We start from the raw sequence: 23,764 nt of genomic DNA on the forward strand, positions 1-23,764 counted from the left end.
AAGGAAAGAAATAGTTTCTAATGACATCAGTCTTTGTTCTTTTTTCTTTGTTCTTTTCTCTAAAACTAAAAAACGGACAACAACAATGGAAATCATCCTAAAAAAAGATGTAGAGAATTTAGGTCTTGAATTCGATACAGTAAATGTAAAGCCTGGATATGCTAGAAATTTCTTAATTCCACAAGGAATTGCAGTTTTAGCTACTCCTAAAAACAGAGCTACTTTGGAAGCTACTTTGGAAGCAAGAAAAGAAGAAGAAGCTAAACTTGTTGCTGAAGCTAACTCAAAAGTAGAACAATTGAAGAAAACTCCTGTTACTATCACTGCAAAAGCAGGAACTGGTGACAAACTTTTCGGATCTGTAAATAATGCTACTCTTTCTGAAGCTCTAGCAAAAGCTGGGGTAGAAATTGACAGAAAATACATTAAAATACCTGGAAACTCGATCAAGAGAACTGGTAAGTTTTCAGCTGTTATCAGACTTCACAGAAATGTGGAATACAACTACGAATTCGATATTGTATCTGATGCTCCTGTTACTGAATCTGCTCCAAAAGCAGAAGAATCTACCGAAGCATAAGAAATTTCAATTTCAATAGCATAAAACTGTTTCACAATGTGAAACAGTTTTTTTATTTTCAAAAAAGGATAAATACTCAATAATTCTTATTTTTGAAATATGGAAACTACACGACAATTCGGCCTTATCGGCAAAAACATCTCCTATTCTTTTTCAAAAAAATATTTTGAAGAAAAATTTCAGAAACTTTTATTAAAAAATCATTCTTATGAACTATTCCATTTAGCTACTATTGATGAGTTTCAAAATCTGGTTCAGAAAAATAATTTTATTGGCTTAAATGTTACAATTCCCTATAAAACCGAAGTCATTCCATTTCTTGATGAATTGAGTGAAGAAGCTGAAAAAATAGGAGCTGTAAATTGTATTCTTTTCAAGGATGGAAAGAAAAAAGGATTCAATACAGATGTTTACGGATTTGAAAAAACGTTGCTTATTCACAAAAAAGATCATCATACATCGGCACTTATCCTCGGAAATGGAGGTGCTGCAAAAGCGGTAAAATATATTTTGGAAAAGCATCAGATACCTTATAAAGTTGTCGCCAGAAAAAAAGAATTAAATTTTGAAAATCTTTCAAAAGAAGATGTTTTGCAAAATTCATTAATAATACAAACCACACCTGTAGGCACATTTCCTAATGTGGAAGATGTTCTTCAATTTCCATTTGAAGCACTTTCTGACAAGCATCTCATTATTGATCTAATCTACAATCCTACCTACACAGAATTCATAAAACAAGCCTCCAAAAGAAACGCAAAAACAGTGAATGGGTATTATATGCTGGAACAACAGGCAGAAAAAGCGTGGGAAATTTGGAATTTTTAGTAAAAATAAATTATATTAGTACTTTAATTACTAAAATAGTAGTTAAAATCACCAAATTTTAAAGCCAATACACAAAAAGATTTTGCCATGATTACAGAAAACAATTTTTCTGAAAACGAAGAAGAAAAAAATTCGGAAGAAAACGTACTAAATCCATCAGGAGAACATCAAGAGGATGTTGATACACAAAAATCCGTAAAAATGTCGGAAGAAGACAAAGTACTTTCCGAAATTGACTCGGAAAAAGAAGAACCGGAGCATTCCGAAGAAGAGGATCTGGATCACACTACTGATGAAAGAAGTGTGGAAACTATAGTATCCGAAATGGAAAAAATTGTAAACAAGGCAAATGCAGGTTCTGAATTTAAAACCTTCAACCAGCTAAAAAACTTGGCTCTTCAAAAAATAAATGAAGAACGTGAAGAAAAGAAACACAACTTCATAGAGGAAGGAAACGCCGAAGAAAATTTTTCCTGGGAACATCCTCAACAGCAAAAACTCACTGCTTTAGTCAATATTTTTAAAGAAAAGCATGATGCTTTTCAGAAAGATCAGGAAGAAGAACAAGGAAAAAATCTGGAGTATAGAAAAAATATTATAGAAAGACTTAAAAACCTTTATACCAATACCGAACCGGGAACTAATCTCTTCAAAGCAATCAGGGAAATAAAAGACGATTGGAAAAATGCAGGTCAGGTTGCAAAATCCGAATTCCGTTTATTGAATAACAATTATTTCCACCATTTGAATCAATTTTATCAAATGTTGGATTTAAATAAAGAATATTTGGAACAGGAATACATACATAATTTGGAAACCAGACAACATATTATCCAACGTGCAAAAGAATTGGAAAACGAGCCTATAGTTCAGAAAGCATTGAATGAGCTTCAATATCTACATAAACTGTGGAAAGAGGAAGCAGAACCCGTTGCTGAAGAATTTCGTGAAAAAACTTGGGAAGAATTCCGTGAAGTTTCCAATAGAATACATCTTCGTAAATCTGAACTTTCTGCCCAGATTGAAGCCGACCAAAATCTAAATCTCGAAAAGAAGAATGATATAATAGAAAGCATAAAAAAACTTTCTAATCCGCCACAAGATGTTAATCACAGCTATTGGCAAGAGGCTATAAAAAAAGTAGAAGAACTTCGAAGTGAGTTTTTGAAAACTGGAAGTGTTCCTAAAAAACTATCAAACCAAAATTGGAATGACTTCAAGGTGACGCTTCGTGCATTCAATTCTAAAAAGAATGATTTTTATAAAGGATTAAAAGGCTCTCAGCAAACCAATCTGGAAGAAAAATTGAAACTTGTACAGACAGCAAAAGACAATATGCTTTCCGAAGATTGGGATACAGCAGTACCTTTATTCAAAAAACTTCAGGAAGATTGGAAAAAAATAGGACATGTACCAAGAAGCATGACCAATAAAGTTTGGGATGAATTCCGTGATGCATGCAATACTTTTTTCAATAATTTCAGAGAAAAAAACAACACTTCCGCAGATAATTGGAAAGACAATTATAAACAGAAAAAGCATATTCTGGATGAATTGAAAACTGTAACCAATGAAGAAGGTAGTATTGAAAGAATTGAAGCTCTGAAAACAGCATGGAATAATATAGGAAAAGTTCCGAGAGATAAGATCAATATCAATTCTGAATTTAATAAAACTCTTAAAGAAAAATTAAAACTTAATAAAATAAATGAGTTTGATCTTAAAGAGGAAGGACTTTCCGGAAACCAACTCACAGATAAGGCCAGAAAGATTAAAAATCAGATATCAGATATGGAAGCCGAAGTGGTAAAACTTGAAAATAATCTTGGTTTTTTCAATAATCCAACTCGTGAAAATCCATTATTAAGAGATACTTTTGATAAAATTGATGAATATAAAGTTCAGATTGAAAGTCTAAAGCAAAATCTTCACAATATAATTTCGGAAAATAAAGATGCAGAACTTTAAGAAACTGTTTTTAACTTTTTTTATTTTAATTTTGGGATTTGCAAAAGCTCAAGATTCCGTTGTTGATTTGTTGTCTATTCCCGGCCCAATAGAATATGACGGAACAGAATTTTTATTAAGCTGGTCTAAACAATCTTCTAAAACACTTAGCCTTCAGCAATATCTTCCAAGAGACGAAAAAATTGAAGATTTTACGCAACTTATTAGTTTTTCATATTTCAATAAAGAAATTGAAATGGATTTGGCGGTTCGACAAAAAGTAGAATCTGTACAAAAAAAGATGGAAAATGACAAATTTGCAAATGTAGATGTAACTGAAAGCCCGGATGGAAAAGAATACATTGTAGATTTTACCATTTCCGAAACTCCTGAAAAAGGAGAGCCTTTTCTTGAATATAATATCTATCGCTTCAAAAGTTATGAAAATGCAGGAGCAAAATCTTTTCTAATCCTTTCTTATGCAAAAAGAATGTATGGTGATGATATTAAAGCTGCATCCAAAGCAATTTCTAAACAGAGAAACCAATTGATGAATACCATGATCGAATACAAAATTCCGGAAATAAAACTCATCAATCAGGAAAGTTCAAACATAAAAAAATAAAATTTTAAAATATTTTTGAAAACACTTGACAAAAATCCTGTTAAGTGTTTTTTCATTAAAATGACAGACGAATTTTACATCCAACGCTGCATCGAACTGGCCAATAAAGCCAAAGGTAACACCTATCCAAATCCTTTGGTGGGAAGTGTAATTGTACATAATGGAGAAATAATTGGTGAAGGTTATCACAAAAAAGCGGGTGAACCTCATGCCGAAATCAACGCCATTAATTCTGTAAAAAATCCGGAACTTCTTCCCTATTCTACTATTTACGTTTCTTTGGAGCCTTGTGCTCATTATGGAAAAACACCACCATGTGCATTGAAAATTACAGAAATTGGTTTCAAAAAAGTAGTAATTGGAGCTATGGATTCTCATGAAAAAGTAAATGGAAAAGGAAAACAAATACTAGAAAATGCCGGAATTGAAGTTGTTTCCGGAATTTTAGAAGAAGAATGTAAAGAACTCAATAAAAGATTTTTCACCTTTCATCAGAAAAAAAGACCATATATTATTCTGAAGTGGGCGGAATCCGAAGATGGCTTTTTGGATAAAGATTTTAAACCTTACCAGATCGGAAACGCACTCACCAAACAATTTGTTCATCAACTTAGAAGCGAAGAACACGCTATTTTAGTAGGAACACAAACTGCTTTGACGGATAATCCGAGCTTAACAACACGGGAAGTTTCAGGAAGAAATCCTGTAAGAGTTTTAATTGATTTTGATCTGAAAGTTCCGAAAAACTATAATTTATTCAATAATGAATCCGAAACTTTGATTTTCAATTCCATAAAGGATTCTGTAGAAGAAAATCTGAAATTCATAAAAATTGAAAAAGAAAACTTTCTCCAAAACCTGATGGATAAATTGTATGAAAATCAAATCCAATCCATAATTATTGAAGGTGGGAGGTTTACTTTACAGCAATTCATTGATGCCAATCTTTGGGATGAAGCACTAATTATTAAAAATGAAAATCTGAAATTGGAAAACGGAACTAAAGCACCAAGTTTCAATTTTGAGTCCCACGAAATTTCAGAAATAAGGGACAATAAAATATATTTTTATAAAAAATCGATTTAATTTTTTTTCATGCTTTACGAATTTCAAACCATAGAAAAATCTGTTGAAAATATTTTACTGAAAGAAAAAGGAAGCAAATTCATCGGGTTTGCTTATCCTGTACATAATGAAAAAGAATTAAAAACAGCTTTAGAAAAAATAAAAACAGAACATCCTAAAGCAACACATCATTGTTATGCTTTCAGAATGGGTTTAAACGGCGAAAATTATCGTGCCAATGATGATGGAGAACCAAATGGAAGCGCAGGTTTGCCTATTTTTAATCAATTATTAGCGCATGAAATAACCAATATTTTAGTAATTGTCGTTCGATATTATGGTGGTACAAAACTGGGAGTTTCAGGTTTGGTAAAAGCTTATAAAGAAACAGCAAAACTTACATTGGATGAAACAAACATCATTACTAAGGAATTAGAATCACAAATAGAAATTGGATTTAATTTTAATCAGCAAAATATCATTTTCACTTTGTTGTCAAAATTTGATGCAAAAGTATTGGACTTTAAAACTGAAGAAAATTGCGTTCTCATTGCATCATTAAAAACCTCAATGAAAGAAAAAATCTCGGACAAATTGTCCGAGATGCAAAATATTTCTTTTGAATTCAAAGATTAATTTCTTCTTCCTCCCATCAATAAAGAAGCCCAATATAAAAGTTGAGCCAAAGATCCTATAGCAGCTACAACATACGTTCTTGCCGCCCATTTCAAACTATCTTGTACACCTACAAATTCTTCAGAAGTTACAGTTCCCGTATCTTTTAGCCATTTCATAGCTCTATTGCTTGCATCATATTCTACAGGAAGAGTAATAAAAGCAAAAAGTGTCGTCAATGCAAACATTCCTACTCCGATTGCCAAAACCATCGTATTTCCGCTCGGATTTTGAATAGACCTAGTTGCAGCCATAATTCCTAAACCTGCCAAAAGCACAAACTGCATCAAGTTTGAACTAATATTAACAACCGGAACTAATTTTGAACGCAACTGAAGCATAGAATATCCAACTGCATGCTGAACTGCATGTCCACATTCATGTGCAGCAACTGCAGCTGCTGCTGCATTCCTTTGCATATAAACTCCCTCTGAAAGATTAACCGTTTTATTTGCCGGATTGTAATGATCGGTGAGTTGCCCTGGAACAGAAACAACCTGAACATCATAAATACCATTATCTCTCAACATTTTTTCGGCTACCTCTTTTCCAGAAAGTCCGTTTTTAAGATGGACATTAGAATAATGAGCAAACTTAGATTTTAGTCTTGAAGAAATCAGCCAGCTTACAAGCATTGTAATCCCTATAATAACATAATAACCATTCATCGAATTTTTATTTTTTTTAAAATTACTAAAAATCTGTAAAAAGTATGCCAAAGTATGGATAATATTTAGGTTTTAAATTATATTTGTCTTTTCAGATTTATATGGGAAAAATTGTCATTAAAGAAGTCCTGAATGATACACAATTAAAGGATTTTATTAAATTTCCGATGTCACTTTATAAGGAAAACCCGAACTATGTTCCGCCTTTGATAAAAGATGAAAAAGAAATTTGGGATTCCAATGAAAATCCTGCTCTTTCGTATTCAGAAGCCAAACAATTTTTGGCATATAAAGACAACAAAGTTGTGGGTAGAATTGCTGTGATGATTAATCGTAAAGAAAAAGAAGAATTAGGCATCAACAAAGTTCGGTTTGGATGGTTGGATTTTATTGATGATTACGAAGTTTCAAAATCTTTAGTAAATACAGCGATAGAATTTGCCAAAGAAAAAGGAATTCCGAAAATTGAAGGACCAATGGGATTTACTAATCTCGATAAAGCAGGAATGCTGATTCAGGGTTTTGATAAATTGGCAACCATGATTGGTATATACAATTTCAAATATTATCCGGAACATTTAGAAAAATTGGGATTAGTAAAGGAAAAAGAATGGGTAGAATTTGAAATTTTATTTCCTGAAACCCTTCCTGAAAAAGTAGTAAAATTCAATGATCTGATTAAACAAAAATACAATCTAAAAGTTTTGAAGTTCCAATCCAAAAAAGACCTTCTTCCTTTGGTAGAACCCATGTTCAGGCTTTTAGATGAAACCTATAAAAATCTTTCGTCGTATACACCAATTACAGACGAGCAAATAAAAACGTATAAAGAAAAATATTTCAGTTTTATCGATAAAGATTTCATTATTTGCATTGCGGATGAAAATGAAAAACTTATTTCTTTTGCCATAACTATGCCTTCTTATTCCAAAGCTTTGCAAAAAGCCAACGGAAAACTTCTACCTTTCGGATGGTGGCATTTTTTACAGGCGGGAAAAAAGAATGATCGTGCTAATTTTTATTTAATAGGCATTCATCCTGATTATCAGCGAAGAGGTGTTACTTCTATTATTTTTAAAGAAATTTATGATATTTTTAAAAAGAAAGGAGTGAAATATCTGGAAACCAATCCGGAATTGGAAGAAAACAAGAATATTCAATTGCTTTGGCAGGACTATAACCCTGAAAATCATAAAAGAAGAAGAACATATTCTATCTTTGTTGAAAATTGGAAAAATTAATTTCCTATTATTAAAGCTATCTTGATGCTTATTTCTTTTTTTTACGAACAAAAAAGAAGAAATCAAATATGTTGGTTCTGGCTATGATTTAAAAAAAGATAAAAAAAATGAAAAAGCACCTTATCATATACGCTATACTAATCCTGATATTTATCATTTACAATTTTTTTTTCAGGATTGAAGATGAAAGAACCAATACAGCTGTTAATATTTTGTTTGCAAGTTTTCTTTTTGGCTACATTGCATTTATGGCTTTTGTTCTCATTAAAAAAATGGGAAAAAATAAGTAATTTTTAATCATTCTAAATTAGAGATTTCTTCTTTTATTCATCATATTTTCGTTCAGTAAATTTCCACTTTTATACTTTATTGAGTAAATTTGCAAATTGATAAAAATATGTAGATAATAAAACTAAAATTCTAACTATAAAATTCATTTTAATATTTAGAATAATGGTTTCGCTGATTTAAAATTAAAAATAGAAATCAACACATGAATTTACCTGATCATTATATTCCTATTCTTATTCAGGCTGCTGTTGCGTTAGGATTTGTAGCTATTTCATTATTAGGAGCACACTTTTTAGGGCCTCGCCAAAAGAAAGGAGATTCTATAAAAAACCAGAGTTTTGAATGTGGTATCGAATCGGAAGGAAATGCAAGAACACCATTTTCTATCAAATATTTTCTGACAGCAGTTTTGTTTGTACTTTTTGATATTGAGATTGTATTCTTCTATCCTTATGCTGTTAATTTCCGTGAATTCGGAGTTGAGGGATTCATCGCTGTTTTAACATTTGTTGCAATATTTTTTCTTGGCTTCATCTATGTTCTTAAACGAGGAGCTTTAGATTGGGATAAATAATATTTAAAGGAATGATATTTTCATTCATTTAATTATAAAATTTTAAATTTAAATCAAAATGTCACACAATAAACCAACCATAAAAACAGATGTAGCCGCACCTGAAGGCTATCAAGGAGAAGGCTTTTTCGCCACAAAACTTTCCAGCCTTATTGGTATGGCACGTTCTTATTCACTTTGGCCATTACCTTTCGCAACATCTTGCTGTGGAATAGAATTTATGGCGACAATGGGACCTAATTATGATTTGGCAAGATTCGGTGCCGAAAGAATGAGTTTTTCTCCAAGACAGGCAGATTGCCTTCTTGTATGTGGAACAATTTCTAAAAAATTAGGCCCGATTTTGAAAGAAGTATATACTCAGATGGCAGAACCAAAATGGGTAATTGCTGTTGGAGCGTGTGCTTCCAGCGGTGGAATTTTTGATTCTTATTCCGTACTTCAGGGAATCGACAAAGTAATTCCTGTAGATGTTTATGTTCCTGGCTGTCCACCAAGACCCGAGCAAATTTTAGAAGGTTTTATGCAGGTTCAGGCACTTTCCGAAAGTGAAAGTTTAAGAAGAAGAGATATGCCGGAATATAAAAAATTATTAGAATCTTACGATATCAACTAAGTATGACGAACGAATTTGTTTTAGAAGCGATACAAAGAGAATTTCCGGATTCTGTTATTTCAAGTTCTGAACCTTATGGTTTTTTGACCGTGGAATTGAAGAAAGAAGAAGTGAAGAAAATTATTCACCATCTGAAAACTTCTACTCTGAAATTTATCTTTCTTACTGATATCTGCGGAATTCATTATCCTGAAGATAAACAAAAAGAACTTGGTGTAATCTATCATCTTCATAATTTGGAAGATAACATCAGAATTCGTCTGAAAACATTTATGCCGAGAGAAAATGCAGAAGTAGATTCTATTGTGGATTTATATTCTGGAGCCAATTGGATGGAAAGAGAAACTTTCGATTTCTATGGGATCAAATTCAAAGGTCATCCCGATTTAAGAATTATTTTAAATGATCCGGAATTAGGATATCATCCAATGTTGAAAGAATATCGACTTGAAGACGGGACCAGAACTGATAAAGACGATACCATGTTTGGAAGATAAACTTGCTTAGAGCTTACAGCTTAAAGCCAAAAGCATTAAAATTATGAAAGACAACGCACTCTCAAATATATTAAACCAATACGATGCAAAAGAGCAGATTGACGGGCAATTGTATACCCTCAATCTTGGTCCGACTCACCCTGCAACTCATGGAATTTTCCAAAATATCCTGACGATGGATGGTGAACGTATTTTGCATTCCGAACAGACGGTTGGCTACATTCACCGTGCATTCGAAAAAATTTGTGAACGAAGAAATTTTACACAAATTACCACTCTTACTGATCGTATGAACTATTGTTCTGCACCAATCAACAATTTGGGTTGGCACATGACAGTAGAAAAACTGATTGGCTGTAAAGTTCCAAAACGTGTAGACTATATGCGTGTAATTATGATGGAACTTGCGAGAATCGCCGATCATTTGGTTTGTAATGCAGTAATCGGTGTAGATACTGGTGCTTTAACGGGTTTTACCTATATGTTTCAGGAAAGAGAGCGTATTTACGATATTTATGAGCAGGTTTGTGGTGCAAGGATGACCACAAATATGGGAAGAATTGGAGGATTCGAAAGAGATTTCACTCCAAAATTCCACGAATTGCTTAAAGATTTCCTTAAAACTTTTCCGAAAAGATTTCAAGAATTTTGCAATCTTTTGGAAAGAAATAGAATCTTTATGGATAGAACCATCGGAGCAGGGCCAATTTCAGCAGAACGTGCTATAAATTATAGTTTTGCGGGACCAAACCTTCGTGCTGCAGGTGTAGATTATGATGTTCGTGTGGCAACTCCTTATTCTTCTTATGAAGATTTTGATTTTATAATTCCTGTTGGAACCGGTGGTGATACGTATGATCGCTTCATGGTTCGTCAGCAGGAAATTTGGGAAAGTCTAAAAATAATTAATCAAGCCTATAATAACCTTCCGGCAGGAGATTTCCATGCAGACGTTCCGGAATTTTATCTTCCTGAAAAAGCAGATGTATATACCAAAATGGAAGCTCTGATTTACCATTTCAAAATTGTAATGGGAGAAACTGAAATTCCTAAGGGTGAAGTGTATCATGCTGTAGAAGGTGGAAATGGAGAATTAGGCTTTTATTTGGTAAGCGATGGAGGAAGAAGCCCTTACAGATTACATTTCAGAAGGCCGTGTTTTATTTATTATCAGGCATATCCAGAAATGATAACAGGAGCTGTTATTTCCGATGCAGTGGTTACTTTAAGTAGCATGAATGTAATTGCGGGAGAATTGGATGCATAAAATCGTAAAAAGTACAATGTAGAATGTACAATGTACTTGAAAATATAAATAGTTAATAAAAAATACTTTGTACAAAGTACATTTTACAACAAAATAAAATGAGCGAAACAATTGCTTTTAAACCTGAAACTTTAGAACAGGTACATAAAATTATCGCAAGATATCCGGAAGGAAGACAAAAATCTGCTCTGATTCCGGTATTGCATATTGCACAGAAGGAATTCGGAGGTTGGCTGGATGTTCCGGTAATGGATTATGTAGCAGAAATTCTTTCCATAAAACCAATTGAAGTATACGAAGTAGCTACTTTTTATACCATGTTTAATATGAAACCGGTTGGTAAATATGTTTTGGAAGTTTGCAGAACCGGACCTTGTATGGTTCGTGGAAGTGAAAAAATTCTGAATCATATTCGCACAAAATTGAACATTAAAGACGGCGAAACTACGGAAGACGGAATGTTCACCTTAAAACCTGCTGAATGTTTGGGAGCTTGTGGTTATGCTCCAATGATGCAATTAGGAAAATTTTATCACGAAAATTTAACGATAGAAAAAGTAGACGAAATCCTAGATCTTTGCAGACAAGGACAAGTGGCTTTAGATTAATAAAAAATGGAAAACCAACATCTTACATACTTTAAAGTAGAAAACTTCAAGAAATTTGATTCTCTTGAGGTGAAAGATATTGGTCAATTTAATCTAATTGTTGGAGATAATAATGTTGGGAAGACTTGTTTGTTGGAGGCTTTGTTGGTTGATAAGGATATTAAAACCAATCAATTAAATTTTATATTATCCTTAATTAACAGAAAGATTATAAATTTTAATAAAATTTTCAACATTACTGATTCCATTTTTTTTATTAATAATCAATTAAAAAAAGATGAATTAAAAGAAATTTTATTTTTAAAAAATAATGACAAAATCGAATTTAATATTGGTACATTAAAATTAGATAGTGAATTTTCTAAAGTTTTAAAAGGGGTAGTCAATAATTTTTCAAAAGTTGATTTTGATTTTAATTTTTTTAAAAAATATGATGAAAATTTTAATTATCCATTAATTTCTTTCAATTCAAGAGAAGATGATATTGTTGATTTATATAATTCATTAACGACAAAAAAAGATAAAGAAAATTTAATAGAAGTTCTTAAAGTTATTTTCCCATTAATTTTAGATGTAGAATATAAAATTGAATTTAAACAAATTTTTGACACATTTATTTTTTCATTTAAAGATAAAGACGAATTTATTCCTCTAAATTATTTAGGAGACGGTTTTAAAAGAATATTTTACATCGTTTTAAAGGCTTTATCACTAAAAGGAAAAAGATTGATGATTGACGAAGTTGAAATAGGCATTCATCATTCAAGACAAAAAGACTTTTTTATAAATTTATTTAAGATTTGTAAAGAATTAGATGTTCAGCTCTTCGCTACAACCCATTCAGAAGAATGTATTAAAGCATTTTATGAAGCATCTTTAGAACTCGAACAGGAAGAAAATATTAGATTAATCAGTTTAGAAGAAGGAAAAAACGAAAAAATATATGCTACAACCAATCGCTCCGAAAATATAAAAGCAGGTTTAATTTCTAATGTAGAATTTAGAAAATAATGAAAGATTATGCTTTAAATAAGATTTTCGTGGAAGGAGAATCGGATAAACGATTTATAGATTTTCTTTTACAAAAATTTTATGGTATTATTGATGAAGAATTGGTTATTGACGTAAAAGGAAAAGATAAATTAAAAGATAACCCTTTGTTAATTGATGAAAGGAGAAAAAATGAAGAAGCAAAAAATTTGGTGATTTTTGACACCGATTTTAATGATTCCTTTTCAGGAGGAGGAAGACAAAAGAGATTAGAAGAGTATAAAAAAATTGGAGAAGATTTAAATTTAGATTTTAAAATTTTTCTACTTCCATTTGATGATGAAAACGATGGTATTTTAGAAAATCTAATTAATACTTGTTTTAAAAAAGAGTATGATTTTTTTGATAAATGTTGGAATGGAATGATTGATTGCATTAAAACAGAAAGTATAGAAGGAGTCAATCTACCAGCTCAAAAAGCATTTATTTATTCTAAAATAGATTTATTTAAGAATAATAGAATTTTACCCAAATGGGATTATAAATCTTCTTCAAAATATGAATATCTTGATGACGGTATTTGGGATTTTGATAGAGAAAACAATAAAAAATTAGATAAACTTTTGAAGTTTATAGAAGATAATTTATTTAATGATTAGTAATGAGTAAAAAACTTTTACTTAAAGACGCACATATAGAAGGAATACGTTTTTTTGACGTTTACCGGAAACAAGGCGGTTATGAAGCTGCTGAAAAAGCATTAAAAATGACTCCTGAACAAATTCTGGAAGAAGTAAAAGCATCCGGACTTCGTGGTCGTGGTGGAGCTGGATTCCCAACCGGAATGAAGTGGAGTTTTCTTGCAAAACCGGAAGGTGTACCAAGACATTTGGTTGTAAATGCAGATGAATCAGAACCCGGAACTTTTAAGGATAGATATTTAATGGAATTTCTTCCTCACTTATTAATTGAGGGAATGTTGATTTCATCTTATTGTCTTGGTTCTAATACTTCTTACATATACATTCGTGGAGAATATTCCTGGATTCCTGACATTTTAGAAGAAGCTATTGAAGAAGCTAAAAAAGCTGGTTTTCTTGGAAAAAATATTTTAGGAACAGGATTCGATTGCGAAATTTATGTACAAAGAGGAGCTGGAGCTTACATTTGTGGTGAAGAAACTGCTCTTCTTGAGTCGCTTGAAGGAAAAAGAGGAAATCCAAGATTAAAACCACCTTTTCCAGCAGTAAAAGGACTTTGGGAAAGACCAACTGTGGTCAATAATGTAGAATCTATTGCAGCAGTTGTACCAATTATCAATATTACAGGAGCTGAATACGCAAAAATTGGAGTAGGTCGTTCAACAGGAACAAAATTAATTTCAGCTTGTGGAAATATCAATAAACCGGGAGTTTATGAAATTGATATGACCATCACAGTGGAAGAATTTATTTATTCTGATGAATATTGTGGAGGAATTCCAAATGGTAAAAAATTAAAAGCGTGCATTCCTGGTGGAAGCTCTGTTCCTATCGTTCCTGCAAATTTATTATTGAAAACCATCAATGGAGAACCAAGATATATGAATTATGAATCTCTTGCGGATGGTGGTTTTGCTACCGGAACAATGATGGGTTCTGGAGGTTTCATTGTTTTGGATGAAGATCAGTGTATCGTAGAACATACTATGACTTTAGCAAGATTTTACAATCATGAAAGTTGCGGACAGTGTACTCCTTGTAGAGAAGGAACGGGCTGGATGTATAAAATATTGAAAAAAATAGAAAACGGACAAGGCGAAATGAAAGACATTGATCTGCTTTGGGATATCCAAAGAAAGATTGAAGGTAATACCATTTGTCCATTGGGTGATGCAGCAGCTTGGCCTGTTGCAGCGGCAATTCGCCACTTTAGAGATGAGTTTGAATGGCATGTCAACAATCCTGAATTATGTTTAAAACAAAACTATGGTTTAGCAAATTATGCTGATCCAATTCCGGTTGTAGCAAAGTAAAAAGAAGATAGAGAGCAGAAAGAAGTGAAGAAAAAGAATTTGATGTTATTGTTTACAATAGCAAATATGCTGTACATAAAAGCACAAACAGAACCATTTAAAAAAGGATCAATAATGTTATTTTGGGGTTGGAATTTTTCAACGTATTCGAAATCTGATATACATTTCAAAGGAAATGGATATGATTTTCAGTTGAATAATGTCGTCGCTCATGATAGACAAACTCCTTTTTCATTCGATAAGTATTGTAATCCGGCCAATATCACTATTCCACAGGTAAACTATAGAATCACCTATTTTATTAAAGATAATTTAGGAATTACACTTGGAATGGATCACATGAAATACGTGATGGATCAGGATCAGACAGTAAGTTTTGAGGGCTATATCAATAATCCAGAATACAGTTCATTAATAAAAGACGGAAAAGTAGATTTAAGTGATGCTAAGTTGCTTACCTTTGAGCATACTGACGGACTCAACTACATCAATATTGGAACTCAAAAATATGAGCATATCCTCAATACTAAAAAATTTGATGTTTTTTGGAGCTATGGTGCAGGTTTTGGCGTTATGTTGCCAAAATCTAATATTCAATTAATGGGCAATGAAAGGAGCGATAGATTTCATTTGGCAGGTTTTGGTACTGATATAAGAACAGCTATTAGCTTTATTTTCTGGAAACATATTGTAGTACAAGCAGAAGGCAAATACGGATACATCAATATGTCCGATATAAAAACTACTCTTAATAATAAACCGGATAAGGCTTCACAAGATTTTATCTATGGAGAGGTCGATTTTGGGATTGGATATACATTTAATACAAAAAAAAATAATTAAATAACGCTTCAAGGCTGCCAAAAAGCTGTAAGCTAAATGCATAAAGTATGAGCGAAGAAGTTAAAAAATTTAAAGTAACCATTGATGGACAGACTACCGAAGTTTTGCCAGGTACTTCTATTTTAGAAGCAGCAAGACAAATCGGAGGCAAAGTTGCACCACCTGCAATGTGTTATTATAGTAAACTGGAAACCAGTGGAGGAAGATGTAGAACTTGTTTGGTAGAAGTTTCCAAAGGTTCCGAAGCAGATCCAAGACCAATGCCAAAATTGGTAGCAAGTTGCAGAACAGGAGTAATGGACGGAATGGAAGTAAAAAACCTAACATCCGAAAAAGCTCAGGAAGGAAGGAAAGCGGTTACAGAATTTCTATTAATCAACCATCCTTTGGATTGTCCAATTTGCGATCAGGCTGGAGAATGTTCTCTTCAGGATTTAGGATATGAACATGGTGTGGAAGAAACGCGAACCGAGTTTGAAAGAAATACTTATGAAGCTGATGATCTTGGTCCTTACATTAAACTGAACATGAATCGATGCATTCTTTGTGCAAGATGTGTTTTAGCAGCTAATCAGTTGACGGAAAAAAGAGAACACGGAATTCTTTTCAGAGGAGATCATGCAGAAATTTCCACCTATTTGAACAAAGCTCTGGATAATGATTTCATTGGAAATGTAATTGATGTTTGTCCTGTTGGAGCTTTAACGGATAGAACGTCCCGTTTTGCAAGCAGAGTTTGGTTTACTAAACCTATGAATGCTACCTGCAAATGCGAAAAATGCTCTGGAAAAGCTGTTCTTTGGATGAAAGGTGAAGAAATTATCCGTGTTACTGCAAGGAAAGATCAATGGGGAGAAGTGGAAGAATGGATATGTAATGAATGTCGTTTCGAAAGAAAAGATTTAAAATATTGGAATATTGAAGGTCCGAGACATATCGACAGACATTCTGTAATTTCATTGAATCATTACGAAAAACATACAGACAGTTATACTCTTTTAGATAATCCTGATGCTAAGGAAATCAGTGAAAAAGATGAACAACAAATTGAAAACCAATAACTAATTTGGCAATAACAAAATGGAGTTACTTACTTTTAAAATTATATTAGTTTTTGCCCTATTTCTTCTGGCACTTACTGTTGCAGCTTATTCTACTTGGGCAGAACGTAAAGTTGCAGCTGTAATGCAGGATAGAATCGGGCCAAACAGAACCGGACCTTTTGGTTTATTACAGCCTCTTGCAGATGGTGGAAAATTTTTCTTTAAAGAAGATTTTACTCCGGCTGGAGCAGAAAAATTTCTGTTCATTATCGGGCCATCTTTAGTAATGTTTATTTCATTAATTACCGGAGCTGTAATTCCATGGGGAAGATCATTGAATATCGGTGGACAATCTTTTGATTTACAAGTTGCTCATATCGATGTAGGTGTACTTTATCTTATTGGGATGGTTTCCATTGGTGTATACGGAATTATGCTCGGAGGTTGGGCTTCCAACAATAAATATTCTTTGATGGGAGCTATCCGTGCTAGTTCGCAGATGATTTCATACGAATTGGCAATGGGGCTTTCTTTGCTCGCTATTATTATGATGAGCGGAAGTTTAGATTTAAGAGAAATTGTAAATCAGCAAGGAAACGGAAAAATTTGGGGAATAATTCCCGAAATTTCCGGAATGAACTGGAATATTTTCTACCAGCCTTTAGCGTTTTTAATATTTTTCGTAGCAGCTTTGGCTGAAACCAACAGAGCACCTTTCGATTTGCCGGAATGTGAATCTGAACTTGTAAACGGATATCACACAGAATATTCTTCCATGAAGTTAGGATTATATATGTTTGGTGAATATGTGAATATGTTTATTTCCAACGCATTTCTTACCTGTCTTTTCTTTGGAGGTTTCAATTATCCGGGAATTGATTGGGTTACAGAAAACTGGGGAGAAAATTTAGCCGGAATTTTAAGTATTGTTGCTTTACTTACCAAAACTTTCTTTGGGATTTTTGTATTCATGTGGATCAGATGGACATTGCCGAGATTCCGTTATGATCAATTGATGCACTTAGGTTGGAAAAAATTAATTCCAATGGCACTCATTAATTTAATGGTAACGGGAGCTGTAATTTTGGCTTTTCAACATTTTGTAAAATAGTAAAGACGCGATTAATCGCGTCCCAATAAAAAGAAGTTATTTCTAAAAATAAATATATTTCTGAAAAATGAAATTAACCAATAGATCTAAAGTAGTTTCCAACAAAAAGATGACTTTTGGAGAAAGTATTTACCTTCCTGCTGTTTTGAAAGGAATGGGAATTACCTTCAGCCATATGTTCAAAAAATCGGCAACTATATCATATCCGGAGCAAGTTCGGCCACGTGCAAAAATCTGGAGAGGATTACACGTATTGAAACGTGATGAAGAAGGAAGGGAAAGATGTACAGCTTGCGGACTTTGTGCTGTTGCTTGTCCTGCTGAAGCAATTACAATGACTTCTGCAGAAAGAACGAAAGACGAAAAACACTTATATCGTGAGGAAAAATATGCATCCGTATATGAAATCAATATGCTGAGATGTATTTTCTGCGGGATGTGTGAAGAGGCTTGTCCGAAATCTGCCATCTACCTTACCGACAGATTGGTAAATGTAGAAGAAAACAGAGGATCTTTTATATACGGAAAAGATAAATTGGTTGAAAAAATCAACGAGAGAATAGACATTACAGGCAGACAGTCTGAAAAACAAAAAAAAGCAGTGAAATAAATGGAACAGTTTCTTTTTTATTTAGTTTCAGGAATTGCACTTATTAGTGCCGGATATTTTGTCTTTGCAAAAAATCCTTTGTATGCCATTCTTTCGCTTATTGTTACATTTTTTTCGATTGCAGGTTTGTATATTCTGATGAATGCCCAATTTTTGGGAATCGTTCAGATTATTGTATATGCCGGTGCAATCATGGTACTTTTCCTTTACATATTGATGATGCTGAATCTCAATAAAGAAGATGAAAGTAAAAAGAATAACATCAATAAATTTATCGGAATTTTTGCAGCCGGAATTCTATTCATTGGAATTTTAGGAGCTTATAGAGGACTTTCCGGAGATCAAGTAGCTGCATCCAATATTGATTTCAGTGCTGGTCTTACTAAAAATCTTGGAAAATTATTATTCGACAAATATGTTTTACCTTTTGAGCTTGCTTCCATCCTTATATTGGCAGGAATCGTAGGATCAGTATTAATCGGTAAAAAAGATTTATAAAATATGGAATCTACAAATACTTTTATACAAAGCGTCCCTTTGGAATATTTTATTATTCTGAGTTCTGTTTTGTTTTGTCTCGGTGTTTTGGGAGTATTGCTCCGCAAAAATGCCATTGTAATTTTAGGTTGTGTGGAACTGATGCTGAACTCTGTAAATCTTTTGCTTGCTGCATTTTCAGCATACAAAGGAAACGGAGACGGACAAATTTTGGTGTTTTTCATCATGGTGGTTGCGGCTGCGGAAGTTGCCGTTGGTTTGGCAATTATTGCTATGATGTACCGCAATACCCGTTCCGTAGATGTAAGTATTTTTAATAAATTAAGAGGATAACGGATGGAGAATTTAGTTTACGCAATTATACTTTTACCACTTGCAGGATTTCTGATTAATGGATTATTCGGAAAAAAACTTCCGAAAATTTTGGTTGGAGCTTTAGGTACATTAGTCGTTTTCGCATCATTCTGTATTGCGGTTTATTTATTTTTCAATTTTGATGGAGAATCGAGGCAGCCCTTTGTTGTAAAGGCTTTTGAATGGTTTCGTGTAAACGGAATGCAGGTGAATTTCGGATTCCAGATCGATCAATTATCTTTAATGATGATTATGATCATTACCGGAATCGGTTCATTAATTCACCTCTACTCTATTGGATATATGAGCCATGATTCTGGTTTTTACAAATTTTTTACATATCTGAATCTTTTCGTTTTCTCCATGTTACTTTTAGTAATGGGAAGCAATTATCTGATACTTTTCATTGGTTGGGAAGGAGTTGGAGTTTGCTCTTATTTACTGATCGGTTTCTGGTATCAAAACTGGGAATATGGAAAAGCAGCAAGAAAAGCATTCATCATGAACAGAATCGGTGATCTTGGATTGTTGATCGGAATTTTCCTTATTGCTCAGCAAACCAATGCATTAGATTATCTTTCTGTAGCGAATAATGCTTCAAAATTTGCCATCGACAGTCCAGTTATTATTTTCATCACGGCAAGTTTATTTATTGGAGCAACAGGAAAATCTGCACAGGTTCCGCTTTACACATGGCTTCCTGATGCAATGGCTGGTCCAACTCCGGTTTCAGCATTGATCCACGCTGCAACCATGGTTACTGCCGGAATTTATTTAGTAGTTCGTTCCAACTTTTTATATACTTTAGCTCCAACAGTTCAGGGAGGAATTTTATTCGTTGGATTATTAACGGCAGCTTTGGCAGCATTTTACGCATTAAGACAAAACGATATTAAAAAAGTTTTAGCCTACTCTACTGTTTCACAATTAGGATTTATGTTCGTAGCTTTAGGAGTGGGTGCATATACAACTGCGATGTTCCACTTGATGACGCACGCATTTTTTAAAGCCTTATTATTCTTAGGTTCAGGTTCTGTAATTCACGCTATGAGTGGTGAACAAGACATGAGATTAATGGGAGGATTGAAGAAAAAAATTCCGATCACACATATTACATTTTTAATAGGAACATTGGCAATTTCAGGATTTCCGTTACTTTCTGGTATGATTTCCAAAGATGAAATTTTGACTTCTGCTTTCGCAAAAAGCCCTGTTTACTGGGGAATTTTGTTCCTGATTGCTGCAACTACTGCAACATATATGTTCCGTTTGTATTATCTTACTTTCCATGGGGAATTCAGAGGAACTGAAGAACAAAAACACCATCTTCACGAGAGTCCACTAAATATGACTTTACCTTTAATGGTTCTTGCCTTTTTATCCGTAGTTGGTGGTTTTATCAATTTGCCTCACATTGTTGGACACGGACATTATTCAAAATTAGCACATTGGTTAGATCCATTGATTACTGAACAGGGATTAAGCCAACATGAAGCAGATTTGCAAGGGATAAGTTTCAGTACAGAAATGATACTTCTTGCGGTAACTGTTCTTATGTTTTTCACTGTTTGGTTCATCGTTAAAAATATTTATGTCAATAAAAAGAAAGTTGCTTTACCGGAAAACGAATATACCGGTTGGGAAAAACTTTCTGCACGCAAATTATATATTGATGAAATTTACAATGTACTTTTTGTAAAAACAGTGGAAGGTTTGGGAAGAGCCGGAAAAATGTTTGACAAAGATATTTTAGATCCTGCAGTAGAATTTGTAGGTGATGGCGCTGAAGAATCTGGTGATGCCATGAAGAGATTCCAGAACGGAAATGTGGAGAACTATGTTCTTATTATGTCTTTGGCAATAGGAATACTATTAATTGTTAACTTTTTATTACAATAATGTCAGGTTTATTATTAGCATTATTGCTATTACCTCTTGCAGGTTCGGTTTTAGTTTTCGCTTTTAGAAATTCTAACAGCAAATATCTGGCTTTGGCTTTGGCTTTTGCGCAAATGTTCCTTACATTTTATGCATTAGCAGATTTTAATTTTGCTCCAACTGTGGACTCAAAATTACAGTATGAAATCACTGAGCCTTGGTCTAATTATATTAAAAGCAGCATCCATTTCGGAATTGACGGAATGAGTATGCTTCTGCTTTTGCTTACCAATATTTTGGTTCCGTTAATCATTCTTTCCTCTTTCAATGAAGGAAAACCGTATAAGAATTCTTTCTATGCACTAATTCTTTTAATGCAATTCGGATTAGTGGGAGTTTTCACGGCATTAGACGGTTTATTGTTTTATGCTTTTTGGGAAATCACTTTGATTCCGATCTGGTTTATTGCAGGAATTTGGGGACAAGATGATAAAAAATTCAAATTCACGACTAAATTCTTTGTGTACACATTTGTTGGTTCCTTGTTTATGTTGGCCGGATTGATTTTTGTGTATACACATTCTGCTTCATTTGCAGTTACGGATTTATACAATGCTAATTTAACACTAACCGATCAAGTAGTCGTTTTCTGGTTTATTTTCTTTGCATTTGCAGTGAAATTACCAATATTTCCTTTTCATACTTGGCAGCCGGATACATATACATATTCTCCAACTCAAGGTTCAATGCTTCTTTCCGGAATTATGTTGAAAATGGCCGTTTTCGGATTATTAAGATATTTATTGCCGATTACACCAGATGCAATTGCCGGAACTTCCGGAGGAATTGTACTTATGCTTTGCGTTTTCGGGGTGATTTATGGAGCATTGATTGCGATTGTTCAGAATGACAGTAAAAGAATTATTGCCTATTCTTCCCTTTCTCACGTTGGTTTAATTGCTGCTGGAATTTTTGCTTCAGCGCTTTTAACACTAACCGGAAAATCTACTATTGAAGGAGGTGAAGGTGCAATGATACAAACATTTGCACACGGTATTAATGTGGTGGGTTTATTTTACTGTGCTGATATTTTATACAAAAGATTCAAAACAAGAGACATTCGTCAAATGGGAGGTCTGGCTAAAGTAGCTCCAAAATTTGCGGTTCTCTTTATGATTATTCTTTTCGGTTCTCTTGGAGTTCCTTTGACTAATGGATTTATTGGGGAATTTATCCTTATAAAATCAGTGTATGATTATAGTCCGCTTTTAGGAATTGTTTCCGGATTGACCATCATTCTTGCAGCCGTTTATCTTTTAAGATGGTATGCTAAAGCGATGTTCGGAAAAGGGAATGACGATATCCTGAATTCAGCAAAAGATGTTTCCAATGTAGAATTTACGGTATTGGCAAGTTTATCCGTATTTGTGATTTTGTTGGGAATTTTCCCACAAAGTGTTTTGGATATGGTAAATAGTTCGTTGAAGTTTATCTACCAATCAATGGTAATTTAATTTTGATAGTAAAGAAATGAGTGTATTAATTATTGTTTTCCTTACCGCAGTTGTAGCCTTATTTTCAGGTGTTTTTGAACAGGGAAAATTTGCAAGATATATCGGAATTTTAGGATTGCTGGTTGCGCTTTATGTAAGTTTCCTACCTGAATGTGGATTTTTTAATCAGTATAAATCCATGTACGAATATGGAAACAACACTGCTCTATTTACAAAAATTTCCATTGTTATTACTGTACTGATTTTCTTTTTGGGTGGTTTTGCATTCAGCAATCACAGAAGTCATCAATCGGAATTGTATGCATTGATGCTTTTTGCGCTTTGTGGTGGAATTATCCTGTTTGGATATCAGAATTTAGTGACGCTATTTTTAGGAATTGAGATACTTTCCATCCCTTTATATGTAATGGCTGGAAGCAAAAAAACAGATCTTCGCTCTATAGAAGCCTCTATGAAATATTTCCTGATGGGAGCTTTTGCAACAGGTTTTCTTCTTTTTGGAGTGGCTTTGGTCTATGGAACTTCCGGAAGTTTTGACATTTACCAAATCCATGACTTTGGTGCAAAAAATACCAAAGACATGATGTTTGTAATGGGAGCTGTTTTAATGCTTGCTGCTTTAGCATTTAAAGTTTCATTAGCACCTTTCCACATGTGGAGTCCGGATGTTTATCAAGGTTCTCCTTCCATCATTACTTCCTTTATGGCAAGTGTGGTAAAAATTTCTGCATTCTATGCATTTTTCAGATTGATGACGATTTGTTTTTCAGGAATTTTGCCAAGTTGGATTAATATAATAGGAGTTTTAATTATTATTACGCTTTTCCTTGCCAATGCAATGGGTCTTGCACAAACGAATGCAAAAAGAATGTTGGCGTATTCATCCGTTTCTCATGCCGGTTATATTGCCATGATTTTCTTTGGAGTAACTGCTGTTTCTACTTATAATCTTGCTTTCTATTTATTTGCATATTCTTTGTCTACTATTGGTGTTTTCATGTGTTTGATCTGGGTAGAAAAAATAAAAAGAGAAGTTTCTTACAACGCATTCAAAGGATTGGCTAAAACTGAGCCTATTTTGGCTGTAACTGCATCAGTATCATTATTATCAATGGCAGGAATTCCTTTAACAGCAGGATTTATCGGAAAATTCGGATTGTTTTCTCAAGCAATTCAGACCAATCCGTTTATTGTACTGATTGCCGTTTTAGGTTCAGCAATCTCAATTGCTTATTACCTTAGGTTGATAATTTCTATGTTTTTCTTTAAAGAAAGCAGTTTTAAAAATTCTGAAAAGGTAACAATTACATATGATATTGTAGCGATTTTCATCATTGCAGCATTGGTTATTTTAGGTATCTATCCTGATCTATTTTCAATGCAGTTTGGATTATAGCTTTAAAAAATATTCTATAAAAAAGTACAAC

The 23,764-nt window shown here is 33.3% G+C and carries 25 protein-coding genes; 24 read left to right on the top strand and 1 reads right to left on the bottom strand.

Annotated features, from left to right (window positions below; genetic code table 11):
* Nucleotides 1–85: 85 nt before the first annotated feature.
* From rplI to AC2A1C_RS02225, 6 genes are all read left to right on the top strand, one after another.
* The gene (gene rplI / locus AC2A1C_RS02200) at nt 86–580 is read left to right on the top strand and encodes a 50S ribosomal protein L9 (RefSeq protein WP_484023023.1); all 495 of its coding nucleotides are present in this window, start codon (nt 86–88) and stop codon (nt 578–580) included.
* A 99-nt stretch (nt 581–679) separates the two neighbouring features.
* Complete coding sequence (locus AC2A1C_RS02205) at nt 680–1,408, top strand: shikimate dehydrogenase family protein (RefSeq protein ID WP_484023024.1); 729 nt, start codon at nt 680–682, stop codon at nt 1,406–1,408.
* A gap of 87 nt (nt 1,409–1,495) precedes the next feature.
* A complete protein-coding gene (locus AC2A1C_RS02210; protein WP_484023026.1) occupies nt 1,496–3,376 on the top strand; it encodes a DUF349 domain-containing protein in 1,881 nt (626 codons plus the stop codon).
* The gene (locus tag AC2A1C_RS02215; RefSeq protein ID WP_484023028.1) at nt 3,363–3,980 is read left to right on the top strand and encodes a hypothetical protein; all 618 of its coding nucleotides are present in this window, start codon (nt 3,363–3,365) and stop codon (nt 3,978–3,980) included. The genes AC2A1C_RS02210 and AC2A1C_RS02215 overlap by 14 nt, the downstream gene beginning before the upstream one ends.
* Before the next feature lie 60 nt (nt 3,981–4,040).
* A complete protein-coding gene (gene ribD / locus AC2A1C_RS02220) occupies nt 4,041–5,066 on the top strand; it encodes a bifunctional diaminohydroxyphosphoribosylaminopyrimidine deaminase/5-amino-6-(5-phosphoribosylamino)uracil reductase RibD (protein ID WP_484023029.1) in 1,026 nt (341 codons plus the stop codon).
* 9 nt (nt 5,067–5,075) lie between these two features.
* Nucleotides 5,076–5,681, top strand: a complete 606-nt coding sequence (locus AC2A1C_RS02225) for an IMPACT family protein (protein ID WP_484023031.1) — start codon at nt 5,076–5,078, stop codon at nt 5,679–5,681.
* On the opposite strand, the gene AC2A1C_RS02230 is transcribed toward AC2A1C_RS02225, so the two are convergent.
* Nucleotides 5,678–6,388 carry a zinc metallopeptidase gene (locus AC2A1C_RS02230; protein ID WP_484023033.1) on the bottom strand — a complete coding sequence of 237 codons (711 nt, stop codon included), beginning with the start codon at nt 6,386–6,388 and terminating at the stop codon, nt 5,678–5,680. The genes AC2A1C_RS02225 and AC2A1C_RS02230 overlap by 4 nt on opposite strands.
* 101 nt (nt 6,389–6,489) lie before the next feature.
* Here AC2A1C_RS02230 and AC2A1C_RS02235 point away from each other — a divergent pair, with 101 nt between their 5' ends.
* From AC2A1C_RS02235 to AC2A1C_RS02320, 18 genes are all read left to right on the top strand, one after another.
* The gene (locus AC2A1C_RS02235; protein WP_484023035.1) at nt 6,490–7,629 is read left to right on the top strand and encodes a GNAT family N-acetyltransferase; all 1,140 of its coding nucleotides are present in this window, start codon (nt 6,490–6,492) and stop codon (nt 7,627–7,629) included.
* A 493-nt stretch (nt 7,630–8,122) separates the two neighbouring features.
* Nucleotides 8,123–8,494 carry an NADH-quinone oxidoreductase subunit A gene (locus tag AC2A1C_RS02240; RefSeq protein WP_484023037.1) on the top strand — a complete coding sequence of 124 codons (372 nt, stop codon included), beginning with the start codon at nt 8,123–8,125 and terminating at the stop codon, nt 8,492–8,494.
* Nucleotides 8,495–8,552: 58 nt separating this feature from the next.
* Entirely contained in the window at nt 8,553–9,110 is a 558-nt protein-coding gene (locus tag AC2A1C_RS02245; protein WP_484023039.1) for an NADH-quinone oxidoreductase subunit B, read from the top strand.
* A 2-nt stretch (nt 9,111–9,112) separates the two neighbouring features.
* Nucleotides 9,113–9,607: an NADH-quinone oxidoreductase subunit C gene (locus AC2A1C_RS02250; RefSeq protein ID WP_484023041.1), complete on the top strand. Its 495-nt coding sequence runs from the start codon at nt 9,113–9,115 to the stop codon at nt 9,605–9,607.
* Between the two features lie 43 nt (nt 9,608–9,650).
* A complete protein-coding gene (locus AC2A1C_RS02255; protein ID WP_484023043.1) occupies nt 9,651–10,874 on the top strand; it encodes an NADH-quinone oxidoreductase subunit D in 1,224 nt (407 codons plus the stop codon).
* 98 nt (nt 10,875–10,972) lie between these two features.
* Nucleotides 10,973–11,482, top strand: coding sequence for an NADH-quinone oxidoreductase subunit NuoE family protein (locus AC2A1C_RS02260; RefSeq protein WP_484023044.1), 510 nt, complete (start codon nt 10,973–10,975; stop codon nt 11,480–11,482).
* 6 nt (nt 11,483–11,488) lie between these two features.
* Nucleotides 11,489–12,493 (top strand): AAA family ATPase, encoded by a 1,005-nt coding sequence (locus AC2A1C_RS02265; RefSeq protein WP_484023046.1) that lies wholly within the window; start codon nt 11,489–11,491, stop codon nt 12,491–12,493.
* On the top strand, nt 12,493–13,131 hold the full coding sequence (locus tag AC2A1C_RS02270) for a DUF3226 domain-containing protein (protein WP_484023048.1): 639 nt from the start codon (nt 12,493–12,495) through the stop codon (nt 13,129–13,131). Before AC2A1C_RS02265 ends, AC2A1C_RS02270 begins: the two co-directional genes overlap by 1 nt.
* Nucleotides 13,132–13,133: 2 nt before the next feature.
* Nucleotides 13,134–14,486: an NADH-quinone oxidoreductase subunit NuoF gene (gene nuoF, locus AC2A1C_RS02275; RefSeq protein WP_484023050.1), complete on the top strand. Its 1,353-nt coding sequence runs from the start codon at nt 13,134–13,136 to the stop codon at nt 14,484–14,486.
* Between the two features lie 66 nt (nt 14,487–14,552).
* Nucleotides 14,553–15,329 (top strand): hypothetical protein, encoded by a 777-nt coding sequence (locus AC2A1C_RS02280; protein ID WP_484023052.1) that lies wholly within the window; start codon nt 14,553–14,555, stop codon nt 15,327–15,329.
* Nucleotides 15,330–15,376: 47 nt separating this feature from the next.
* On the top strand, nt 15,377–16,390 hold the full coding sequence (locus AC2A1C_RS02285; RefSeq protein WP_484023054.1) for an NADH-quinone oxidoreductase subunit G: 1,014 nt from the start codon (nt 15,377–15,379) through the stop codon (nt 16,388–16,390).
* Nucleotides 16,391–16,409: 19 nt separating this feature from the next.
* Nucleotides 16,410–17,483, top strand: coding sequence for an NADH-quinone oxidoreductase subunit NuoH (gene nuoH / locus AC2A1C_RS02290; RefSeq protein ID WP_484023056.1), 1,074 nt, complete (start codon nt 16,410–16,412; stop codon nt 17,481–17,483).
* 67 nt (nt 17,484–17,550) lie between these two features.
* Nucleotides 17,551–18,093 (top strand): NuoI/complex I 23 kDa subunit family protein, encoded by a 543-nt coding sequence (locus tag AC2A1C_RS02295; RefSeq protein WP_484023058.1) that lies wholly within the window; start codon nt 17,551–17,553, stop codon nt 18,091–18,093.
* Nucleotides 18,094–18,591: an NADH-quinone oxidoreductase subunit J family protein gene (locus tag AC2A1C_RS02300; protein ID WP_484023060.1), complete on the top strand. Its 498-nt coding sequence runs from the start codon at nt 18,094–18,096 to the stop codon at nt 18,589–18,591. It begins immediately after the preceding gene.
* 3 nt (nt 18,592–18,594) lie between these two features.
* Nucleotides 18,595–18,924: an NADH-quinone oxidoreductase subunit NuoK gene (gene nuoK, locus AC2A1C_RS02305; protein WP_484023062.1), complete on the top strand. Its 330-nt coding sequence runs from the start codon at nt 18,595–18,597 to the stop codon at nt 18,922–18,924.
* A gap of 3 nt (nt 18,925–18,927) precedes the next feature.
* Nucleotides 18,928–20,844: an NADH-quinone oxidoreductase subunit L gene (gene nuoL / locus AC2A1C_RS02310; RefSeq protein WP_484023064.1), complete on the top strand. Its 1,917-nt coding sequence runs from the start codon at nt 18,928–18,930 to the stop codon at nt 20,842–20,844.
* Nucleotides 20,844–22,337: a complex I subunit 4 family protein gene (locus AC2A1C_RS02315; RefSeq protein ID WP_484023066.1), complete on the top strand. Its 1,494-nt coding sequence runs from the start codon at nt 20,844–20,846 to the stop codon at nt 22,335–22,337. The genes nuoL and AC2A1C_RS02315 overlap by 1 nt, the downstream gene beginning before the upstream one ends.
* A gap of 16 nt (nt 22,338–22,353) precedes the next feature.
* Nucleotides 22,354–23,733 (top strand): NADH-quinone oxidoreductase subunit N, encoded by a 1,380-nt coding sequence (locus tag AC2A1C_RS02320; RefSeq protein ID WP_484023068.1) that lies wholly within the window; start codon nt 22,354–22,356, stop codon nt 23,731–23,733.
* Nucleotides 23,734–23,764: the final 31 nt, after the last annotated feature.

Source organism: Chryseobacterium sp. HNCC26DJ241, assembly GCF_057180505.1.

What these genes read in the sequence shown, in the direction of transcription:
- rplI (WP_484023023.1), top strand. Translation starts at nt 86, where the DNA reads ATGGAAATCATCCTAAAAAAAGATGTAGAGAATTTAGGTCTTGAATTC.
- AC2A1C_RS02205 (WP_484023024.1), top strand. Translation starts at nt 680, where the DNA reads ATGGAAACTACACGACAATTCGGCCTTATCGGCAAAAACATCTCCTAT.
- AC2A1C_RS02210 (WP_484023026.1), top strand. Translation starts at nt 1,496, where the DNA reads ATGATTACAGAAAACAATTTTTCTGAAAACGAAGAAGAAAAAAATTCG.
- AC2A1C_RS02215 (WP_484023028.1), top strand. Translation starts at nt 3,363, where the DNA reads ATGCAGAACTTTAAGAAACTGTTTTTAACTTTTTTTATTTTAATTTTG.
- ribD (WP_484023029.1), top strand. Translation starts at nt 4,041, where the DNA reads ATGACAGACGAATTTTACATCCAACGCTGCATCGAACTGGCCAATAAA.
- AC2A1C_RS02225 (WP_484023031.1), top strand. Translation starts at nt 5,076, where the DNA reads ATGCTTTACGAATTTCAAACCATAGAAAAATCTGTTGAAAATATTTTA.
- AC2A1C_RS02230 (WP_484023033.1), bottom strand. Translation starts at nt 6,388, where the DNA reads ATGAATGGTTATTATGTTATTATAGGGATTACAATGCTTGTAAGCTGG.
- AC2A1C_RS02235 (WP_484023035.1), top strand. Translation starts at nt 6,490, where the DNA reads ATGGGAAAAATTGTCATTAAAGAAGTCCTGAATGATACACAATTAAAG.
- AC2A1C_RS02240 (WP_484023037.1), top strand. Translation starts at nt 8,123, where the DNA reads ATGAATTTACCTGATCATTATATTCCTATTCTTATTCAGGCTGCTGTT.
- AC2A1C_RS02245 (WP_484023039.1), top strand. Translation starts at nt 8,553, where the DNA reads ATGTCACACAATAAACCAACCATAAAAACAGATGTAGCCGCACCTGAA.
- AC2A1C_RS02250 (WP_484023041.1), top strand. Translation starts at nt 9,113, where the DNA reads ATGACGAACGAATTTGTTTTAGAAGCGATACAAAGAGAATTTCCGGAT.
- AC2A1C_RS02255 (WP_484023043.1), top strand. Translation starts at nt 9,651, where the DNA reads ATGAAAGACAACGCACTCTCAAATATATTAAACCAATACGATGCAAAA.
- AC2A1C_RS02260 (WP_484023044.1), top strand. Translation starts at nt 10,973, where the DNA reads ATGAGCGAAACAATTGCTTTTAAACCTGAAACTTTAGAACAGGTACAT.
- AC2A1C_RS02265 (WP_484023046.1), top strand. Translation starts at nt 11,489, where the DNA reads ATGGAAAACCAACATCTTACATACTTTAAAGTAGAAAACTTCAAGAAA.
- AC2A1C_RS02270 (WP_484023048.1), top strand. Translation starts at nt 12,493, where the DNA reads ATGAAAGATTATGCTTTAAATAAGATTTTCGTGGAAGGAGAATCGGAT.
- nuoF (WP_484023050.1), top strand. Translation starts at nt 13,134, where the DNA reads ATGAGTAAAAAACTTTTACTTAAAGACGCACATATAGAAGGAATACGT.
- AC2A1C_RS02280 (WP_484023052.1), top strand. Translation starts at nt 14,553, where the DNA reads ATGCTGTACATAAAAGCACAAACAGAACCATTTAAAAAAGGATCAATA.
- AC2A1C_RS02285 (WP_484023054.1), top strand. Translation starts at nt 15,377, where the DNA reads ATGAGCGAAGAAGTTAAAAAATTTAAAGTAACCATTGATGGACAGACT.
- nuoH (WP_484023056.1), top strand. Translation starts at nt 16,410, where the DNA reads ATGGAGTTACTTACTTTTAAAATTATATTAGTTTTTGCCCTATTTCTT.
- AC2A1C_RS02295 (WP_484023058.1), top strand. Translation starts at nt 17,551, where the DNA reads ATGAAATTAACCAATAGATCTAAAGTAGTTTCCAACAAAAAGATGACT.
- AC2A1C_RS02300 (WP_484023060.1), top strand. Translation starts at nt 18,094, where the DNA reads ATGGAACAGTTTCTTTTTTATTTAGTTTCAGGAATTGCACTTATTAGT.
- nuoK (WP_484023062.1), top strand. Translation starts at nt 18,595, where the DNA reads ATGGAATCTACAAATACTTTTATACAAAGCGTCCCTTTGGAATATTTT.
- nuoL (WP_484023064.1), top strand. Translation starts at nt 18,928, where the DNA reads ATGGAGAATTTAGTTTACGCAATTATACTTTTACCACTTGCAGGATTT.
- AC2A1C_RS02315 (WP_484023066.1), top strand. Translation starts at nt 20,844, where the DNA reads ATGTCAGGTTTATTATTAGCATTATTGCTATTACCTCTTGCAGGTTCG.
- AC2A1C_RS02320 (WP_484023068.1), top strand. Translation starts at nt 22,354, where the DNA reads ATGAGTGTATTAATTATTGTTTTCCTTACCGCAGTTGTAGCCTTATTT.